The following is a 17,270-nucleotide window of genomic DNA, read 5'->3' as shown; positions in this document are numbered from 1 at the left end:
CACTCTGAGTTGTGAACATAAAGAAAGGCAGATCTTTTATCGTTACCTGATAACACTCACCAACAGAACTTTATCCATTAATCCCTGCGGAATGGTAATTGAACCGGTACCAAAGGTTTCAGTTTTTATAGTAGTGCCGGTTATCACGTTAGTCCACGTTGCCTTGTACTTGCCTTTGGGCAAATTAAGCGACAAGGAATAAGGTTTCATGGCAAGATGTTCCAGGTAAATCACCCATTGTTGATGACCATCGCTCAAAGCTTCCGTTATGGCGCCCGGCGAGGATTTTACAACCTGTTGATCGGGACGAAATTTTATAAAATCCAGCGCATCAAAATAATGCTTTAAAATCCCGAATTGCTGCCGGAGTTCAGGACTACCCCCACCCGGGGCTTTAAATGAAGTATCCTGTCCGGTTTCTGCACCGCTTGCAAACGAATAGTCGAGCATGTTAAATAAGGCCCCGCCTGCCATCAAAAAACGCCAGGCCTGTCTGCGGTAAGTAATGTCCGATTTACCTGCGAACCCAGTTTCATTAAAACCGATTACTTTATTCAGGTAATAATTTTCATCAACCGTTTTTGGGAATGCATAATGAAAATTAAAAACAGAAATATTAGGATCGGGATTAGTAACCGGGTAATGAAAGTTTGATATATTTTGAGATATAAGATGCTTTGCAGGTAACTTGCCCTCTTCATCTTTGATCCATCCGGCTACTTTACGCTGCCAGTCATTTGAACGTTGCGATACAATTTCCAGGAAATTCCTGAAATCCTTTACATCCCCATACTCATTGCGTAATATAACCGTATCTTTTTGAATAGCATAAGGTTCATTCTGTACTTCAAAATAAAAATTCCCGAAACCGTTAAGTTCCTTTACAATTTTGCGCACATATTTTTCCTGGTAGGCCAAGATATTACCGTTTAGCAAAGTATTGGCCAGCGCTGCACTGATATCATCTGTTTTATTAATGTTGTTTTTGGTATTCAGCGGACTGTATTCCCAACCATGCTGATAGTATGACGAAAACAGGTTCACTTCTACAACTACGCCGTTATGATCGGCTTCGGTCATGAATTGTTTTAAACGTGTAAAATAATTCTCGTCCCATTTGTCCAGATCGAATTTATTGCCTCCTAATTCAAACCCGCTTTGATCGCTGCGTTTCCAGGGTAGTAGCAAATCTTTTTCAGATGGCGCAAGTGTGTTGTTTTTAATACCAAAGTCGCCTGGTTTTTCAATATAAGCACCGGTAAATAAACGGGTGGTATTCAGACCATCTTTACCCATTGTTTGCAAATAGGTTTTATAATCAAAGCCCTGGTTAATTACAGAACCGTAATGCTCCCCCGAACCAACCAAAATGGTGGGTTTACCGTTATATAAAAAATAGTGAGGATTTTGAGGATGAAGCTTTATAGGCTGATTGGCCTGCGAAAACAAGGTGAATGGCAGCATTAGCGGCCATACCAGGGAGAATATAATTTTTTTCATGAAAAAGGATATAAGTGGTAGCTAAATATAGCCTTTAATCATTACTTCACCAATTGTGTATTCTATTTAAGCTTAAAGGAATGTACGGTCTTATCAAATGTTGCCGCTAAAGCCGGATACTGAGAAACAAGTGCAGTGGTTGTAACTACAAAGGCTATACCGTTTTTACCCGGTATAATATATGAACCTATAACCATATCTCTGTTTTGGTAGTTCATTTTGAATTTTAATAATTTACCTTTTATACCATTTACTTCAATATCGCTCTGATCTATGGTTTGAACATCCACGGGCCCCATGTGTTTAAGATTATACTCAACATAAGCATCCAGATCCCGGCCTTGCATATCTTCCTGTAAAACATTCAAATTTGGTTGGAAACCGTCACTCACCGGAGCCATTAAAAACAGTTGTTTTCCAACTTTTATATCATCTAATTTACGTGTCCAACCTGTCGGAACATCTATTGTAAATGCATCAACATCTGCAGCCTTAACGGTTTTTGCTACTTTAATATTCTCAAATGAAGAGTTGGCCTTATTTTGATTGTTTCCACATGAAACTATGGTTAACATTGCGGCTGCTGCGAGCAGGGAGACTATTTTATTCATGATAAGATTGTTTGGCACACAAGGATAATCATTGTTTTTGAATTAAAATTCATAAAACAAAAAAAGACCGCTCCAAATGGAACGGCCTCTTCTTAAAAACCAAACTAACTACTTTATGAAAACAGTCTTTAATTATTTTACAGCTATTTCTCTTGATTGAAATTTAGCTTCTTCTTTTTTAGCGACAATAAGTTTCAATACGCCGTCGGTATAATCGGCTTCAATTTTTGAATGATCAGCGCTTTCTGGCAAAGTAAATGACCTGCCGAAAGAACTGTAATTATATTCGCGTTTGCTGATTTTTTTACCTTCTTCTACACTTTCTTCTTTCTTTTCTGAAGATACAGTTAATACGTTTTTATCCAGGTTGATCTTAAAATCTTCTTTCCTCAAGCCTGGTACGGCCAATTCAATATGAAATTCATTTTCAGTTTCTGCAATGTTCACTGCAGGAACGCGGGCAACCAATTTATTTCCAAAGTATGAGTCATTCAATATTGAATCGAACACGTCATTAAAGAATGGACCTACCGCGTTATTTTTTAATCCGTTGTTAAATTTTACAAGTGTCATTTTTAATATCTCCTTTAAGTTTTTGTTTTTGTTAACTTCGTAAGCTATTAATCAACTGTTATACCAAGCGATAAAATCGATAAACGAGCAGACAATTTGTCGCAACAAATGGCTTTATACAGACAAATTGACACAAATGACTGAAAAACTCACTGATTACAAGTACAAAACTGGCATTCCCATCCGGTTTTCAGATATAGACGCCTTCGGGCATGTTAACAATGCGGTATATTTAACCTATTTCGAAATAGCAAGGACCAATTACTGGAAAGAAATAATAAACTGGGACTGGAACCACGCGGGTATAATCCTCGGGCGTTCAGAAATCAACTACCTGAAACCCATTACCATTAACGATCAGATAGCTTGCTATGTGCGCACAGTACGCATAGGCAATAGCAGCTTTGATGTAATGCACGTACTGGTAAAAATAACCGAGCACGGCGAAGAGATTGTAACCACCGGTAAAACAGTCTGCATCAGCTACGACTACGCCGCCAACAAATCGGTATCAATCCCAGGCAACGAACGCCGCAACATGATTGAATACGATGAGCCCCGGTTAATACTGAATACAAACTAACAACATGTAACAATTTCAGATGGGCATCTGAAATTGTTACATGTATTCTTTTAAAATATCTTTCCGGGGTTTAGTATTCCTTTAGGGTCAAATACTTTTTTAATACCTTTCCACAGCGCAAAATGCACTTCTGAATATTTTATAGGCATAAAATCTTTCTGAACAAGTCCAATGCCGTGTTCACCCGAAAGTGTGCCACCCAGTGATACAGTAAGTTCAAATATTTCGCGGATACCATACTTCAGTTTATTGTTCCAGTCTTCATCGCTCATATTGGCCTTAATAATATTTACGTGCAGGTTTCCATCGCCCGCATGACCGTAGCAAACAGATTCAAAACCGTATTTACCGCCTATTTCTTTTATACCTTTTATTAACTGTGGCAATGCCGCGCGCGGCACAACGGTATCCTCTTCTTTATAAACCGAATTAGATTTAACCGATACGGCCATAGTACGCCTCAGTCGCCATAACTCCTCCTTTTGCGCTGATGAATCTGCAAAAAGCACATCACGACAATCATACTCCTCCAAAACCGCGTTAATTTTTTCACAATCGGCAAATATCACATCCTGATTATTGCCATCTACTTCTATCAGCAAAAATGCCTCAATGCCATCATTCAACTCAAAAGCAATATCATCATGTTCTTTCACCCACTCCACTCCCTTGCGTTCCATAAATTCAAGTGCCGAAGGTACAATACCGGCCCTGAATATGGCCGACACCGCGGCACAAGCCGCTTCGTTAGTTGGAAACGAAGCAAGCATCAAAGCATCAAGCGTTGGCAAAGGAATCAGTTTCACCACTATTTTAGTAACAATTCCCAGCGTACCCTCCGATCCTATCATTAACTGGGTTAAATTATACCCTGAGGCGTACTTAAGTGTATTAGCCCCGGTCCATATAATTTCGCCCGATGGCAAAACCACCTGAAGGTTCAGGATATATTCACGTATGGTGCCATATTTTACTACCCTTGGGCCACCAGAACCATGCGATACATTACCGCCAATAAAACAACTGCCCTTACTTGCCGGGTCAACCGGATAAAGCAAGCCTTTAGCTGCTGCCTGGTTCATAAACTCTTCGGTTATTACGCCTGGCTCAACAGTAGCCTGTAAGTTCTGTTCATCTATTTCAAGCACCTGATCAAACCGCTCCATCGCTATCAGTAAGCCACCTTTTACGGGCAAAGCGCCGCCGCTTAAACCGGTACCCGCGCCTCGCGGAGTAACCGGAATGAGGTGTTTATTACATAGTTTCATTAAAGCCGATACCTCTTCGGGGGTTCTGGGCTTTGCCACAACCTCAGGGTAATAAACCAGGTCCTCGGTTTCATCATGACTATATTTTTCAAGATCGTTATGCTGCTCAATTACTGCATCGGCACCTACTATGGCAATAATTGCTTCTAATACAGGTGGCGTTATTATATTATAATTCATTTTGCTGAGGGATAATTAATGATAACACTGGAGTGTGCAACTTTGCCCATTAACGGTGGGTTTAACTTCTTAACAATCACCCGAATAGATTCAATAAAGGGATACTTATTTTTGATCCTGTCGGTGATCGACTGCCCTACCGTTTCAATGAGTTTGCGGGGGTGCTTCATTTCTTCGCAGGCTATAATATACAGTTTCTCGTAATCAACCGAATTATCCAGATCCTCATCATTTAACCCTTCAGGCGGTACAAAGCTAACTTCAATATCTACCACAAATCGGCACCCCAGTTTTTGTTCTTCCGGATAAAATCCGTGGTACGCAAAAAACTCCGCGCCCTGCAAAGCAATGTTAATCATGCTCCAAAAGTAATTGATTTTGTTGATTTACCTTCCTTGTTTCAAAACCAAAATTCGAAAAATTATGCTCAGACGACAAGCTCTTGAACCTTTTTAAGAGAAAAAATAAAAAATAAAAAACTCAAAAAGCAGGTTTAAACAATCTAAACATAGTTTTTGACATAAAGTGGCCTGTAGTATAAAAAAACAGCGATTTCACCTTGTCTAACTCCCCGGTAAATCATATATATTTGCTCACCAACTATAAATATTATGGCTAAAACAGATCTTTACGAATCGCCTGATTATTATCAATTAGATGAATTACTTTCTGAAGAACATAAGTTAATACGATCATCGGTGCGTAACTGGGTAAAAAAAGAATTGAGCCCTATAATTGAAGATTACGCCCAAAAAGCCGAGTTCCCGATGCACCTTATAAAAGGCCTTGCAGAGATAGGTGCCTTTGGCCCTACCATACCTGTTGAGTATGGCGGAGCCGGACTTGATTATATGGCTTATGGCATCATTATGCAGGAAATTGAACGCGGCGATTCCGGCATCCGTTCAACGTCATCAGTTCAGGGTTCGTTGGTGATGTATCCTATTTATATGTACGGATCTGAAGAACAGCGTAAAAAATATCTCCCCAAACTGGCCTCTGGTGAGATCATGGGATGTTTTGGCCTCACCGAACCCGACCATGGTTCAAACCCAGGCGGAATGACCACCAATATAAAAGATGCCGGCGACCACTATATTTTAAATGGGGCAAAAATGTGGATATCTAACGCTCCGTTTGCAGATATTGCCGTTGTTTGGGCAAAGGATGAAAACGGTAAAATACGAGGGCTCATTGTTGAGCGAGGTATGGAAGGTTTTTCGACCCCGGAAACGCATAATAAATGGTCGTTGCGTGCATCAGCCACCGGCGAATTGGTTTTTGATAACGTTAAAATCCCTAAAGAAAACCTGCTGCCTAATGTCTCCGGTTTAAAAGGACCTCTCGGTTGTCTTAATCAAGCCCGCTACGGCATAGCCTGGGGAGCATTGGGTGCGGCTATGGATTGTTATGATACGGCCTTACGCTATTCCAAAGAGCGCATACAATTTGGCAAACCAATCGCTGGCTTTCAATTACAACAAAAAAAACTGGCCGAAATGATAACGGAGATCACTAAAGCACAGTTGCTGGTCTGGCGCTTGGCAGTGTTGAAAAATGAGAACAGGGCAACCGCAGCACAAATATCAATGGCCAAGCGTAACAGCGTAGAAACTGCAGTTAACATTGCCCGCGAGGCACGACAGATGCTGGGCGGTATGGGCATAACGGGCGAATATTCGATCATGAGGCACATGATGAACCTTGAATCGGTAATTACTTATGAAGGTACACATGATATCCATTTATTAATAACCGGCATGGATATAACAGGCGAAGACGCGTTTAAATAAACATTAAGATTAATTTCATTAACAACCACTTAATTATTAAGCAATAATTAAGTATATTGCTATTGCTCATCTTGGTAACGACTGTTATATTTGTTGTTACGCAACATTTAATGTCAGACCCCCGATACCTTATTAATTTAAAACGTATTATAATAAATGGCCATGCCTTATGGCTGCTTTTGGCATTTTCTTTACTTTTACAATCCTGTTCAGATAATAAAAAAGACACAGGCGATTATTCGCCCGGATTTAAACCTATATATGATACTGTTGTACAGTATTATGAAATTAAAAAAGAGCCTGTAATAGGTGTACATTATCTCGATTCTGGTTTTAAACAACTTAAACACCCTTTTGTAAATGATTCTTTTAGATTTTATGGCCTCCACTACCTGTATGAAAAAGAGACTACCCATAATCTCAAAAAAACATTGTTGTATGCAGATAGCATGCTTATCACTGCCCGAAGAAGCATTACAAAAAAGCAATATCTTATTAACTACGCCGAAGCTAACTTTGCCTCCGGAGATGCTTATTTCAATCTTTCCCAGTATAGCGATGCTTACAAACATTATTATCAGGGCTACTTTATAGGTAAAAACCTAATCAATAACGCAATACTGGCCGAGTATACCTATCGCATGGGGATGATATTGTTTAAACAATCCCATTATCAGCAAGCTGCCAATTATTTTAAAATTAGCTATCGGCAAAGTATGGCTTATAAAGATGACTTTAAATCTTTTTATCAGCGGCAGGAATTGCTCGGTAACATCGGCGAAAGCTATAAAAATGCTAATATGATTGATAGCGCCTCATTGTATTTTACAAAAGCACTTAGCTATATAAATTCAGGTAATAAACGATTTAGTAGTTTATCCAACCTAATTGATGTGGCCAGGGGGGTAATTTATGGCGATCAGGGTGAAGTTGCGTTAATAACCCATCAATACGCATTAGCCGAGCAGTTGCTAAAGAAAAGCATCAGCATTAACCTGCGAAATGGCAATGATAACCATGACGCACAACTTACCGAAATAAAACTTGCGCGCTTGTACCTTACCCGGAACAGGTCTGATAAATTGTTTGATTTGCTACAGCATCTTCGGGTGCAACTGGATAGCTTAAGCAATGAAGATGTTGAGCCTAATTGGAACGATTTAATGAGTAAATACTATACTCAGAAAAAGGATTATCAAAAAGCGCTTTATTATTTAAGAACCTACTCCACCCTTAAAGATTCAGCAATAAAAAAAATAAACTCTCTCAAAAGCACCGATGTTAATCAGCAACAGGCTAATTTTGATAAACAAAACCAGATAGAAAGCCTCAAGGATCATAACAAACTACAGCTTATTTACATTTACCTAACCGTATTATTTTCCATCATGGCGGTAATCATTATTTTTCTTGTTTTCAGAAATTTAAAAAGATCAAAACAGGATATTATAGCCGTTAAGACTTTAAATGATCAGATCAATGATCAGAACAACCATCTGGAATATACACTGGACGAACTAAAACTAAATAACCAGGAAAAAGACCGGATATTACGTACAGTTGCACATGACCTCAGAAATCCTATAGGAGGTATAGCCTCATTAACCAGTGTAATGACTGATGACGATTATACTGATGAACAAAAAGAAATGCTCAACCTCATAAAGGAAACATCATTCAACTCACTCGAACTAATTAATGAGATACTTGAAGCTACCAATACGGCAACAGCACCGCTTAATAAGGAACCGGTTGATATAAATGCCTTACTAAGCAATAGTATAGAATTATTGCGTTTTAAAGCGGCTGAAAAAAACCAGGTGATAAATCTTGAATTGCTATGCTACCCGCAGGAAATAATGATGAGCAGGGAAAAAATATGGCGCGTTATCAGCAACCTTATAAGCAATGCGATAAAATTCAGTCCGGCAAATGGTCATATACTTGTTAAAGCGGTAAACCTTGAACAGGAGGTTCATATTCAGGTAAAAGATCATGGTATCGGAATACCTGATAAATTAAAAAACCAGGTATTTAATATGTTTACTGATGCCAAACGTCCGGGTACAGAAGGTGAAAAATCATTTGGGCTCGGTCTATCCATTTGTCAGCAGATCATGGAAAAACATAATGGCCGGATATGGTTTGAAAGTGATACGGAAGATGGCACCACTTTTTATCTTTCGCTACCCAAGTAATTAATCAGGAGTGATCTATTGTCCAGTTAAAAAATCTGCGTACCATTGGCCAGATGATTTCACAATGCGTTGTTGTGTAGTGTGGTCAACATAAATTAAACCAAAACGCGGATGGTAACCTTCGGCCCATTCAAAATTATCGGTAAGCGTCCAAACGAAGTATCCATTAACCTTACAACCTTCATTTTTTGCCTTTAAAACCTGTGCAATATAGTTTTGTAAATATTGCAGCCGTTTAGGGTCATCAACCTTATCATCTTTTACCGAATCAGGAAAAGCAGATCCATTTTCAGTAACAATAATATTTTTTACACCCGGATAAGCGTCAAACTTTTTAATCATGTGATAGATTGATGGAGGATAAACCTCCCAGCGCATAGCCGTTAACTCAACATCCCTGTTTTCGGCCTTAACCATACGGGCGTTAATATATGGTGTAAAAAAAGAGTATTTTACAATTTCGCGGGTGTAGTTCTGTATCCCAATAAAATCAAAATCAAACTGCATCTTATCCTCATCCCCGGGCAAAAAATACTTTTGCAGGCCTTTTAATACTGGTAACTCTTTTACTGGATAACCCATGCCTAAAATAGGTTCAATAAATAACCTGTTTATCAATGCATCGGCTCTTGTGGCGGCAGCAATATCACGCGGTTTATTTGTAAGCGGCTCTATTTGTGAGCATGAAAATGTAGTACCTATTTGCGCCTGGGGTAATAAGTTCCGTAAAATTTTGGCCCCTGCAGTAATACTTAAAACAACATGATGTATGGCTGGAATAAAGTTTTTAATACCGCTGCGACCCGGGGCATGTATACCAAAAAAGTAACCCGCACCGGTAAATACAACAGGCTCGTTCATTACCATCCAATGTTTAACCCTATCGCCAAAGCTTTGGGCACACAGCGTCACAAACTCACTGAACCAATCAACAACCTCCCGGTTTGTCCACCCACCCTTCTGTTCAAGCACCTGTGGCAAGTCCCAATGATAAATGGTAATCCAGGGTTCAACCCCTTTTTCAATACAGTAATTAATTACCTGGTTATAATAATCAATTCCTGCCTGATTTATTTGGCCGGTTCCTGTTGGTAGCAACCGCGTCCATGATATCGAAAACCTGAAATTTGGAATATTAAGCTGTTTGATCAGATCAATATCCTCTTTATACCGATTATAAAAGTCGCAGGAAATACGCGCGTGATCGGCATTTAATATTTTCCCTTTCTTAGCGGTAAAATTATCCCAAACAGATTCGCCTTTGCCGTGCACATCATGGGCACCCTCAATTTGAAAGGCGGCAGTGGATACTCCCCAAATAAAATCGGCGCCAAAAAGTTGTCTATGAAGTTTTATATCCTGATCAGTTAATTCCATTAAATTGAGCTACACAAAGCCCAAAAGTGCAATTATATTTATAAAACAAAAATTATAACGGAAAACTTAATGTATGAAAGATGATTTCATACTTTTCAGGATCATCCATTCGCGGAGACCATTGATAAGCCTTGAAAAAACTGAGATGAGTTTCATAACTATGTTTTTTTGTATACTTAAAGGTAAGACGCCCGTATAACTTAATTGTAACAGTTATATTATCATATTATTAATCCCAAATACTTTGAACAGAACGATTTAACACGGATACTTGTTTCATTAATTGTTTGTCCGGGATGAAAACACATTTTATTAAAATGTTCAATTATGACCGTTTTGCCAATGAGCTCATATTACAAGCTATATTTAAAGCAAGTGAACCTCAAAAACCGGTACAACTCCTTTCGCATTTATTAACTACAGAGCTGGTATGGCTCAGAAGGTGTAAAGGCTTACCCTCTGGCATGAATAATGCCTGGCCCGAGTTTACAGCCGCGCATTGCTCCGAACTCATAAATGAATATCATGAGGCGTGGATAAACTATTTAAAAGAATTAACTGAAAGTGATTTTAGCAGAATAATTAACTACCAAAATTTCAAAGGCGATCATTTCCAGGATCAACTGAGCGACGTTTTTGCTCATGTGATCAATCACGGTACGCACACCCGGGCTCAGGCAGGTCAGCAATTAAAATTTGCAGGGGCGCAAAGTTTACCCATTACTGACTATAGTCATTATTTAAGAGTGTTAAAAAGTAATATTTAACCGGTTTATTTACAATATTTGCCATTGCTTACCCTATCGACATAAAATCATGAAAAAATACATCTTCGCCGTTTTAACAGCAGCAATAACAATGGGTTGTGCGGATACTAAAAAACAGGAAAAATTACTTTTAGACAGCGTTATTGCCGTACATGATAAAGTAATGGCCAGTGACGAGCATTTAATGAAAAATAAAATGATCATTGATAGTTTGATCAAGCACGATTCAACTACAATAAACGTTGATTCGGCCAAAGTATATTTAAAATTAGTTGATGACGCTGATGATGCCATGAGCGACTGGATGCATAATTTTGATGCTGAAAACAAAGGAAAATCACACCAGGAGATCATTGATTATTTAACGGATCAAAAAAAGAAGATAACCGTTATTGATTCACAAATAAATATTGCAGTTACCAGTTCAAATAAATATTTGAGTACAACTACTAAAAAATGAAGAAACAATTAATAAGTGCGCTAACTATTATTATATCATTATACAGCGCATGTAAATCGGGCAAAAGCGATCAGGCAAAACTTCCCATTTTAGGCAACCGCGAGCCGGTTACCAAAACCGTTAACGGACAAACCGTTACCGATACCGTTTATTCAACCATACCCGATTTTAAATTTGTAAACCAATATGCCGATACGATTACCGGTAAAAGCCTTGCCGGTAAGATATATGTGGCCGACTTTTTCTTTACCACCTGCCCTTCTATTTGTCCGATAATGCACCGGAATATGCTAAACGTATATAATGAGTTTAAGGCAGATGACAATTTCAGGATACTATCACACTCTATTGATCCTAAATATGATACCGTTCCGGTATTGAAAAAATATGCCGACAAAATGGGCATCAGTGGAAATACCTGGTGGCTTTTACACGGAAGCAAAGAGGATATTTATCAAATTGCTAAAAACTACCTAGTATCGGTAATGGATAAAAACCCACAAGGAGAATTTATTCATGACGGTTATTTTATTTTGGTTGATAAACAAAAACGCCTGCGCGGCACCTATGATGGCACCGACCCGGCCCAGGTAACAAAACTAATTGCCGATATAAAAACGTTAAAGGCCGAACCGGATGAGGCTAATGCTGCTAAATGAAAGCAGGTTTTATAACTGTTGGCATAGGTTTGCTGGTTGGCTTGATAGCTTCCTGCCAAAGCGATGAACAGGTAGAATTTAACCGCTATTATTCGGGTGGCAGTGTTATATATCTTGCCCATTGCCAAAACTGTCATGGTGAAAAAGGAGAAGGTTTACAAGCGCTGATCCCTCCGCTTACTGATAATGGTTATTTACAGACCAATCGCACATCTTTAGCCTGTTTTCTAAAAAACGGCCTTAAAGGTAAAATAACAATAGCCGGCAGGCCCTTTGAAGGTGAAATGCCTGCCAGCGACTTGTCTCCTATTGAAATTGCCAAAGTACTTACCTACGTTACCAATTCCTTTGGCAATAAAGGCGGTACAATTAATTTGCAGCAGGTTCAAACCGATCTGACTAAATGCAGGTAGTTTAATATTATCAGATTGATCAGGGTGTTTTACTAATAAAGCGCACACTTGATTTACTATCCGTGCGCAATACGCTTTGCTGATGAAACCGCCTTATATATTGCTGAGCAATGCTGTCTAACGCAGCGTCTCTTTGCTTACTTGATTTCCCAAAAAACGTGGCTACTTTAGTCGGTTCTGTTATGGTTACTTTTGTTTGGGTGTCTTTCCATCGGCCCGAAGCATCCCACTCGGTATATCCTTCGGGAAAATAGCGACTGATAACACTGTCGCTGAACGCCTTCCATTGTTGTTCGCTTACCTGGCCGCCGTTGGGAATACCCCTTCCGAAATACAAGTCGCTACGCTGAAAAGTGGCACAGGAAGCCAGGCTAAGGCAACAGAGTACTGCCCATATTTGCCGGTTATTTTTTCTCATCATTGTAAACAGGTTTTGGTTAAATCACTAAATTAATAAAAGGAATTTAATTGGGTTTCATTTTATTTGACCATTGATTAAAAACATATATAAATGAGCTTGGCCACTTGTACTCTCGCCTTAGCAGCTCATTAAAAAATTACTTACCTTTACAGCTGCAAAGCGTTCTATCGCTGCTGTCTTTGTATAGCGGAGGAAAGTCCGGGCAACACAGAGCATCCTGCTTCCTAACGGGAAGGCGCCGGCAGCCGGCGACAGCAAGTGCCACAGAAATGATACCGCCACGATTTATCGGGGTAAGGGTGAAAACGTGAGGTAAGAGCTCACGGCATTTCCGGGCGACCGGAGATGGCGGTAAACCTCAGGAGTTGAAAAACCAAATAGGTTCCGGAAGCGGAGTTGCTCGCTCCCGCAATCTGCCCTTCGGGCAGACGACTCTGGAATGGGTAGGTTGTTTAAACCTGTCAGCAATGGCAGGGCCAGATTAATGATAGAAGTTGCCTTTTGGCAATACAGAACCCGGCTTACAGATTTGCTGCTGAATTATATAACCCTTTCCTGCAAACAGGAAGGGGTTATTTTTGTTAGCAGCTAAAGTGTTTATTTTTCTATACAAAATCTTATATATTAGCAACCAGAACATTACTTCCAATTTACTTATAAACATGGCTAAAATTTTAATAATTGATGATGAACGGGCTATCCGGAATACCTTGCGTGAAATACTTGAATATGAGGATTATGAAGTTGAAGACGTAGACAATGGTGTAGACGGTTTACAACTAATAGAAAAAAAGGATTATGACCTCGTACTGTGCGATATTAAAATGAACCGCATGGATGGCATGGAAGTATTAACTGAAGGTTTATCAATAAAACCTGATCTGCCGTTTATCATGATATCGGGCCACGGTACTGTTGAAACAGCTATTGAAGCCAGTAAAAAGGGAGCATTTGATTTTATATCAAAACCACCCGATCTAAACCGTTTACTAATTACCGTACGTAACGCGCTTGACAGGGGAAGCCTGGTTGTTGAGGCCAAAGTTTTAAAACGTAAAGTTTCAAAGGTCCGTTCCATTTTGGGTAATTCACAGGCCATTGTTAAAATAAAAGAAACTATTGACCGGGTAGCCCCTACTGATGCTCGCGTATTAATTACAGGTGCCAATGGTAGCGGTAAAGAGCTGGTAGCACGCTGGCTGCATGAAAAATCAAATCGTTCAAGCGCCCCTATCATTGAGGTTAATTGCGCCGCCATCCCCTCTGAATTAATTGAAAGCGAATTATTTGGCCACGAAAAAGGCTCCTTTACTTCGGCAATTAAGCAACGTATTGGTAAATTTGAATCGGCCAACGGTGGCACCCTCTTTCTTGATGAAATTGGCGACATGAGCCAGTCTGCACAGGCCAAGGTTTTACGCGCCCTGCAAGAGAATAAAATTACACGTGTTGGTGGTGAAAAAGAGATAGATGTTGATGTACGTGTGGTAGCTGCCACCAATAAAGACCTGCTGAAGGAAATTGAGGCCGGTAATTTCCGTATGGACCTTTATCACCGCCTCAGCGTTATATTAATACATGTTCCACCTTTGGTTGAGCGCAAGGACGATATTTCGCTGCTTACCCAGAGCTTTTTGGATGAAATATGCAGTGAATATGGTATGCCTGTTAAAAAAATATCAGACGCAGCACTGGAAGCGTTAAAGGCTCTACCCTGGACGGGTAACATCCGTGAGCTCAGAAACATGGTAGAGCGTTTAATTATATTGAGCGATAAAACCATAACCGATAATGACGTAAGGGCATTTGCCAATCCATCGGCACCGGCGGTGGCGGGCGGAGATAATAGCGGTGCAGCCCAAACGGATTTTGAACAGTTTAACAACTTCCAGGAATACAAAGATTTTGCCGAGCGCGAATACATCAAGTTCAAGCTCGAAAAAAACAATTGGAACGTATCAAAAACGGCTGATGATATTGATATACAACGCAGCCACCTTTATAGTAAAATTGAAAAATTCGGTCTCAAAAGAGGCGAATAATAATACTATTCATTTTATAAAAAGCGGTTTGCCCTGTGCAAGCCGCTTTTTTTATTGGGCTAAATTACTTACCATTGTATAAACCTGAATACACCATGAAATTATTATTTCCCCTGCTAATCTGTGTTATTGGCATATCATCATGTCAGCAAAAAGAAACCAAGACTGAACAAAAACCGGATCAACCGCTTATTGGCAGCTGGCATTTAATATCAAGTAAAAGCATTGAGAAAGGTGATACTACGGTAACCACGCCACCTAAAGACCAGGAAATGGTTAAAATATTTAACGGCACTGATTTCGCTTTTTTTACTCATGATTTAAAAAAGGGAAAAACTACAAACCCTGTTTATAGTTCTGGTAGCGGAACCTATACCCTACGTGATAGTGATTATTCAGAACACCTGGTTTACTGTAATGCGCGGGATTGGGAAAATCTCGATTTCAAATTCACCGTTAAATTTAGTGGAGACACGCTCACACAAACAGGAATTGAAAAGATTGATAGCCTTAAAGTAGATCATATAATTATTGAAACCTACGTAAAACTTCGTTAAATACTCCATTTTTAATACAGTTAGGCAACTAAATAAGTTGCATTACGTAAGATAAATTAATCAATAAACTCAATCTAAAAACAGGTAACTCCTCCTTACGGGGTTGGTTATTTTTATTTGGTGAAATTGTAGTAGTTTATGAGCGAAGGATCCGGCAAACTAATAACCATGTTATTCCCATATAAATTCCTGATAATATTAACAATTGTTACCCTGTTTTTCAATAATTGTAAGCCTGATAAGGTAAAACCGGGCGATGAAATTGAAAATATTAACAGTGATAGCATCATGGCAGTGAGCGCGGCTCAGAATACGCCTTTAAAAAACATGTTCGGAGTAAATGGATATGAATGGAATTTCCTGCAGGATCCGGCCAATCCAAATCTTAAAAGTCATATTTATGAAGCAAATATGTCTGTTATTAAATCATTTAGTGCCGTAAGACATTATATGAACTGGAATAAGCTCGAAAATACTAAAGGCAACTACACTTATAATCCTACCAACAACGGCAGTTGGGATTATGACCTGATATATACAAGGTGCAAACAAGAAGGAATCCTGGTATTAGCAGATTTGAAAAACTGCCCTACCTGGCTGGTAAGCACCTATCCGCAAAACCTGCAGGACGATGAAAACGTGCCTGCACCATACGGCCCGAGCCGCAGCGACCCCGCAACTTATGCAGATCAGGCCCGCACCGCCTTCCAGTTTGCGGCACGGTATGGATATAACGCATCGGTTAACCCCGCACTGGTTAAGGTTGATAGTCGGCCGCGCTGGACTAATGACCCACCAAATGAGGTTAAAATTGGGCTTGGCCTCATTAAATACATCGAATGTGATAATGAACGCGACAAATGGTGGAAAAGCGATGCAACCAAACAAACACCTGAAGAATATGCGGCTAATATGTCGGCATTTTATGATGGTAATAAAGGCAAGCTTGGTAATAACGCGGGCGTAAAAACTGCCGATCCCGCTATGCAGGTAGTTATGGGCGGGCTCGCCACTGCCGACGTTAACTATGTAAAACGCATGATTGAATGGTGTAAAACCAATCGGGGCTATAGGGCCAACGGCAGCATTGACCTCTGTTTCGATGTAATAAACTATCACTTGTATTCCAATGACGGAAACATTTTGCAACACTCGCAGGTAACAACAGGTGTGGCACCTGAGCTTTCAACAGCTGGCAGCATAGCCAATAGCTTCGCGGCGCTTTCTATAAGCCTTCCTCAGCATCCCGAAGTTTGGGTAACTGAAAACGGGTTTGACATAAATCAGCAAAGTTATCAAAAGGCAATAGCGATAGGCAAAAAGTCGGTGTTGCTTACCCAAGCTGATTGGATACTACGCTCCTCATTGCTTTATATAAGACACGGTGTTAAGCGGCTGTTCTTTTATCAACTTTTAGATGATACCCCAAACGGCATCACACAATATGCCACATCTGGCTTGGCCGAGGACGGAAAGCGCAGACCGGCCGCTGATTATATATTACAGGCTAATAAGTTAATGGGAGATTACACTTATAAAGGAACTATTAATAAAGAGCCCATTGTAGATAAATATCAGTCGGGCAACAGCACCATTTATGTTTTAACCATACCAGATCAAAAAGGCCGTACCGCAAGTTATCAGTTAAATACCGGTACCGCATCGGCTACTGTTTATACGCCAAAGCCAGGCGCCGACGTCATGGATAAAAAAGCAGTGACTACAAACAATGGCAAATTGGAGATTACTGTGAGCGAAACCCCTTTGTTTGTTGAAACGGGCTCAAGATGACCGGTTTAATTTAACGTTACAAATAGCTGAAAAACTGAATTTTAGATACTACACAGCAATTAAAAACAGCATGTCGA

General features: G+C 39.8%; 17 protein-coding genes and 1 other RNA gene. 11 read left to right on the top strand and 7 right to left on the bottom strand.

Features of this window, described 5'->3' with window-relative positions:
• Window positions 1-42: 42 nt before the first annotated feature.
• The 3 genes from SNE25_RS17695 to SNE25_RS17685 form a co-directional block, all read right to left on the bottom strand.
• Window positions 43-1,500: a cellulase family glycosylhydrolase gene (locus SNE25_RS17695; RefSeq protein ID WP_321560322.1), complete on the bottom strand. Its 1,458-nt coding sequence runs from the start codon at window positions 1,498-1,500 to the stop codon at window positions 43-45.
• 62 nt (window positions 1,501-1,562) lie between these two features.
• Window positions 1,563-2,111 (bottom strand): hypothetical protein, encoded by a 549-nt coding sequence (locus SNE25_RS17690; protein WP_321560321.1) that lies wholly within the window; start codon window positions 2,109-2,111, stop codon window positions 1,563-1,565.
• 132 nt (window positions 2,112-2,243) lie between these two features.
• Complete coding sequence (locus SNE25_RS17685) at window positions 2,244-2,684, bottom strand: Hsp20/alpha crystallin family protein (protein ID WP_321560320.1); 441 nt, start codon at window positions 2,682-2,684, stop codon at window positions 2,244-2,246.
• Between the two features lie 136 nt (window positions 2,685-2,820).
• Here SNE25_RS17685 and SNE25_RS17680 point away from each other — a divergent pair, with 136 nt between their 5' ends.
• On the top strand, window positions 2,821-3,267 hold the full coding sequence (locus SNE25_RS17680) for an acyl-CoA thioesterase (protein WP_407666939.1): 447 nt from the start codon (window positions 2,821-2,823) through the stop codon (window positions 3,265-3,267).
• A gap of 50 nt (window positions 3,268-3,317) precedes the next feature.
• Here the strand turns inward: SNE25_RS17680 and SNE25_RS17675 are convergent, their stop codons facing one another.
• Together SNE25_RS17675 and folB are read right to left on the bottom strand one after the other, a co-directional pair.
• Entirely contained in the window at window positions 3,318-4,715 is a 1,398-nt protein-coding gene (locus tag SNE25_RS17675) for an FAD-binding oxidoreductase (RefSeq protein WP_321560319.1), read from the bottom strand.
• Complete coding sequence (gene folB, locus SNE25_RS17670) at window positions 4,712-5,074, bottom strand: dihydroneopterin aldolase (RefSeq protein WP_321560318.1); 363 nt, start codon at window positions 5,072-5,074, stop codon at window positions 4,712-4,714. The genes SNE25_RS17675 and folB overlap by 4 nt, the downstream gene beginning before the upstream one ends.
• A 252-nt stretch (window positions 5,075-5,326) precedes the next feature.
• Between folB and SNE25_RS17665 the strand changes: the two genes are divergently transcribed.
• Both SNE25_RS17665 and SNE25_RS17660 read left to right on the top strand, forming a co-directional pair.
• Entirely contained in the window at window positions 5,327-6,508 is a 1,182-nt protein-coding gene (locus SNE25_RS17665; RefSeq protein ID WP_321560317.1) for an acyl-CoA dehydrogenase family protein, read from the top strand.
• Between the two features lie 110 nt (window positions 6,509-6,618).
• Window positions 6,619-8,706 carry a tetratricopeptide repeat-containing sensor histidine kinase gene (locus SNE25_RS17660; protein WP_321560316.1) on the top strand — a complete coding sequence of 696 codons (2,088 nt, stop codon included), beginning with the start codon at window positions 6,619-6,621 and terminating at the stop codon, window positions 8,704-8,706.
• Between the two features lie 15 nt (window positions 8,707-8,721).
• Here SNE25_RS17660 and SNE25_RS17655 read toward each other — a convergent pair whose 3' ends face one another.
• Window positions 8,722-10,083, bottom strand: a complete 1,362-nt coding sequence (locus SNE25_RS17655; RefSeq protein WP_321560315.1) for a GH1 family beta-glucosidase — start codon at window positions 10,081-10,083, stop codon at window positions 8,722-8,724.
• A 296-nt stretch (window positions 10,084-10,379) separates the two neighbouring features.
• On the opposite strand from SNE25_RS17655, the gene SNE25_RS17650 reads away from it, so the two are divergent.
• The 4 genes from SNE25_RS17650 to SNE25_RS17635 are packed head-to-tail and all read left to right on the top strand — an operon-like array spanning window position 10,380 to window position 12,382.
• A complete protein-coding gene (locus SNE25_RS17650) occupies window positions 10,380-10,850 on the top strand; it encodes a DinB family protein (RefSeq protein WP_321560314.1) in 471 nt (156 codons plus the stop codon).
• A 49-nt stretch (window positions 10,851-10,899) separates the two neighbouring features.
• Window positions 10,900-11,310 (top strand): hypothetical protein, encoded by a 411-nt coding sequence (locus tag SNE25_RS17645; protein ID WP_321560313.1) that lies wholly within the window; start codon window positions 10,900-10,902, stop codon window positions 11,308-11,310.
• Window positions 11,307-11,969, top strand: coding sequence for an SCO family protein (locus tag SNE25_RS17640; RefSeq protein WP_321560312.1), 663 nt, complete (start codon window positions 11,307-11,309; stop codon window positions 11,967-11,969). The genes SNE25_RS17645 and SNE25_RS17640 overlap by 4 nt, the downstream gene beginning before the upstream one ends.
• A complete protein-coding gene (locus SNE25_RS17635) occupies window positions 11,966-12,382 on the top strand; it encodes a c-type cytochrome (protein ID WP_321560311.1) in 417 nt (138 codons plus the stop codon). The genes SNE25_RS17640 and SNE25_RS17635 overlap by 4 nt, the downstream gene beginning before the upstream one ends.
• A gap of 19 nt (window positions 12,383-12,401) precedes the next feature.
• Here the strand turns inward: SNE25_RS17635 and SNE25_RS17630 are convergent, their stop codons facing one another.
• A complete protein-coding gene (locus SNE25_RS17630) occupies window positions 12,402-12,803 on the bottom strand; it encodes a DUF3574 domain-containing protein (RefSeq protein WP_321560310.1) in 402 nt (133 codons plus the stop codon).
• Window positions 12,804-12,954: 151 nt separating this feature from the next.
• On the opposite strand from SNE25_RS17630, the gene rnpB reads away from it, so the two are divergent.
• The 4 genes from rnpB (at window position 12,955) to SNE25_RS17610 (ending at window position 17,193) form a co-directional block, all read left to right on the top strand.
• Window positions 12,955-13,343, top strand: an RNA gene (rnpB, locus tag SNE25_RS17625) — RNase P RNA component class A.
• 122 nt (window positions 13,344-13,465) lie between these two features.
• Window positions 13,466-14,845 (top strand): sigma-54-dependent transcriptional regulator, encoded by a 1,380-nt coding sequence (locus tag SNE25_RS17620; protein WP_321560309.1) that lies wholly within the window; start codon window positions 13,466-13,468, stop codon window positions 14,843-14,845.
• 95 nt (window positions 14,846-14,940) lie between these two features.
• Window positions 14,941-15,402 (top strand): hypothetical protein, encoded by a 462-nt coding sequence (locus SNE25_RS17615; protein ID WP_321560308.1) that lies wholly within the window; start codon window positions 14,941-14,943, stop codon window positions 15,400-15,402.
• Window positions 15,403-15,540: 138 nt separating this feature from the next.
• Window positions 15,541-17,193, top strand: coding sequence for a hypothetical protein (locus SNE25_RS17610; protein WP_321560307.1), 1,653 nt, complete (start codon window positions 15,541-15,543; stop codon window positions 17,191-17,193).
• Window positions 17,194-17,270 lie beyond the last annotated feature (77 nt).

This window comes from Mucilaginibacter sabulilitoris (genome assembly GCF_034262375.1).
In the GTDB taxonomy this organism is placed as follows: Bacteria; Bacteroidota; Bacteroidia; order Sphingobacteriales; family Sphingobacteriaceae; genus Mucilaginibacter; species Mucilaginibacter sabulilitoris.
The sequence above is the reverse complement of the archived record's forward strand: the minus strand, read 5'-3'. Positions and strand labels throughout refer to the sequence as shown.

Excerpts from the sequence above, each read along its gene's own strand:
- folB (WP_321560318.1), bottom strand. The coding sequence starts at position 5,074 with ATGATTAACATTGCTTTGCAGGGCGCGGAGTTTTTTGCGTACCACGGA.
- SNE25_RS17635 (WP_321560311.1), top strand. The coding sequence starts at position 11,966 with ATGAAAGCAGGTTTTATAACTGTTGGCATAGGTTTGCTGGTTGGCTTG.
- SNE25_RS17675 (WP_321560319.1), bottom strand. The coding sequence starts at position 4,715 with ATGAATTATAATATAATAACGCCACCTGTATTAGAAGCAATTATTGCC.
- SNE25_RS17680 (WP_407666939.1), top strand. The coding sequence starts at position 2,821 with ATGACTGAAAAACTCACTGATTACAAGTACAAAACTGGCATTCCCATC.
- SNE25_RS17660 (WP_321560316.1), top strand. The coding sequence starts at position 6,619 with ATGTCAGACCCCCGATACCTTATTAATTTAAAACGTATTATAATAAAT.
- SNE25_RS17650 (WP_321560314.1), top strand. The coding sequence starts at position 10,380 with ATGAAAACACATTTTATTAAAATGTTCAATTATGACCGTTTTGCCAAT.
- SNE25_RS17640 (WP_321560312.1), top strand. The coding sequence starts at position 11,307 with ATGAAGAAACAATTAATAAGTGCGCTAACTATTATTATATCATTATAC.
- SNE25_RS17685 (WP_321560320.1), bottom strand. The coding sequence starts at position 2,684 with ATGACACTTGTAAAATTTAACAACGGATTAAAAAATAACGCGGTAGGT.
- SNE25_RS17665 (WP_321560317.1), top strand. The coding sequence starts at position 5,327 with ATGGCTAAAACAGATCTTTACGAATCGCCTGATTATTATCAATTAGAT.
- SNE25_RS17610 (WP_321560307.1), top strand. The coding sequence starts at position 15,541 with ATGAGCGAAGGATCCGGCAAACTAATAACCATGTTATTCCCATATAAA.
- SNE25_RS17620 (WP_321560309.1), top strand. The coding sequence starts at position 13,466 with ATGGCTAAAATTTTAATAATTGATGATGAACGGGCTATCCGGAATACC.
- SNE25_RS17655 (WP_321560315.1), bottom strand. The coding sequence starts at position 10,083 with ATGGAATTAACTGATCAGGATATAAAACTTCATAGACAACTTTTTGGC.
- SNE25_RS17690 (WP_321560321.1), bottom strand. The coding sequence starts at position 2,111 with ATGAATAAAATAGTCTCCCTGCTCGCAGCAGCCGCAATGTTAACCATA.
- SNE25_RS17615 (WP_321560308.1), top strand. The coding sequence starts at position 14,941 with ATGAAATTATTATTTCCCCTGCTAATCTGTGTTATTGGCATATCATCA.
- SNE25_RS17695 (WP_321560322.1), bottom strand. The coding sequence starts at position 1,500 with ATGAAAAAAATTATATTCTCCCTGGTATGGCCGCTAATGCTGCCATTC.
- SNE25_RS17645 (WP_321560313.1), top strand. The coding sequence starts at position 10,900 with ATGAAAAAATACATCTTCGCCGTTTTAACAGCAGCAATAACAATGGGT.
- SNE25_RS17630 (WP_321560310.1), bottom strand. The coding sequence starts at position 12,803 with ATGATGAGAAAAAATAACCGGCAAATATGGGCAGTACTCTGTTGCCTT.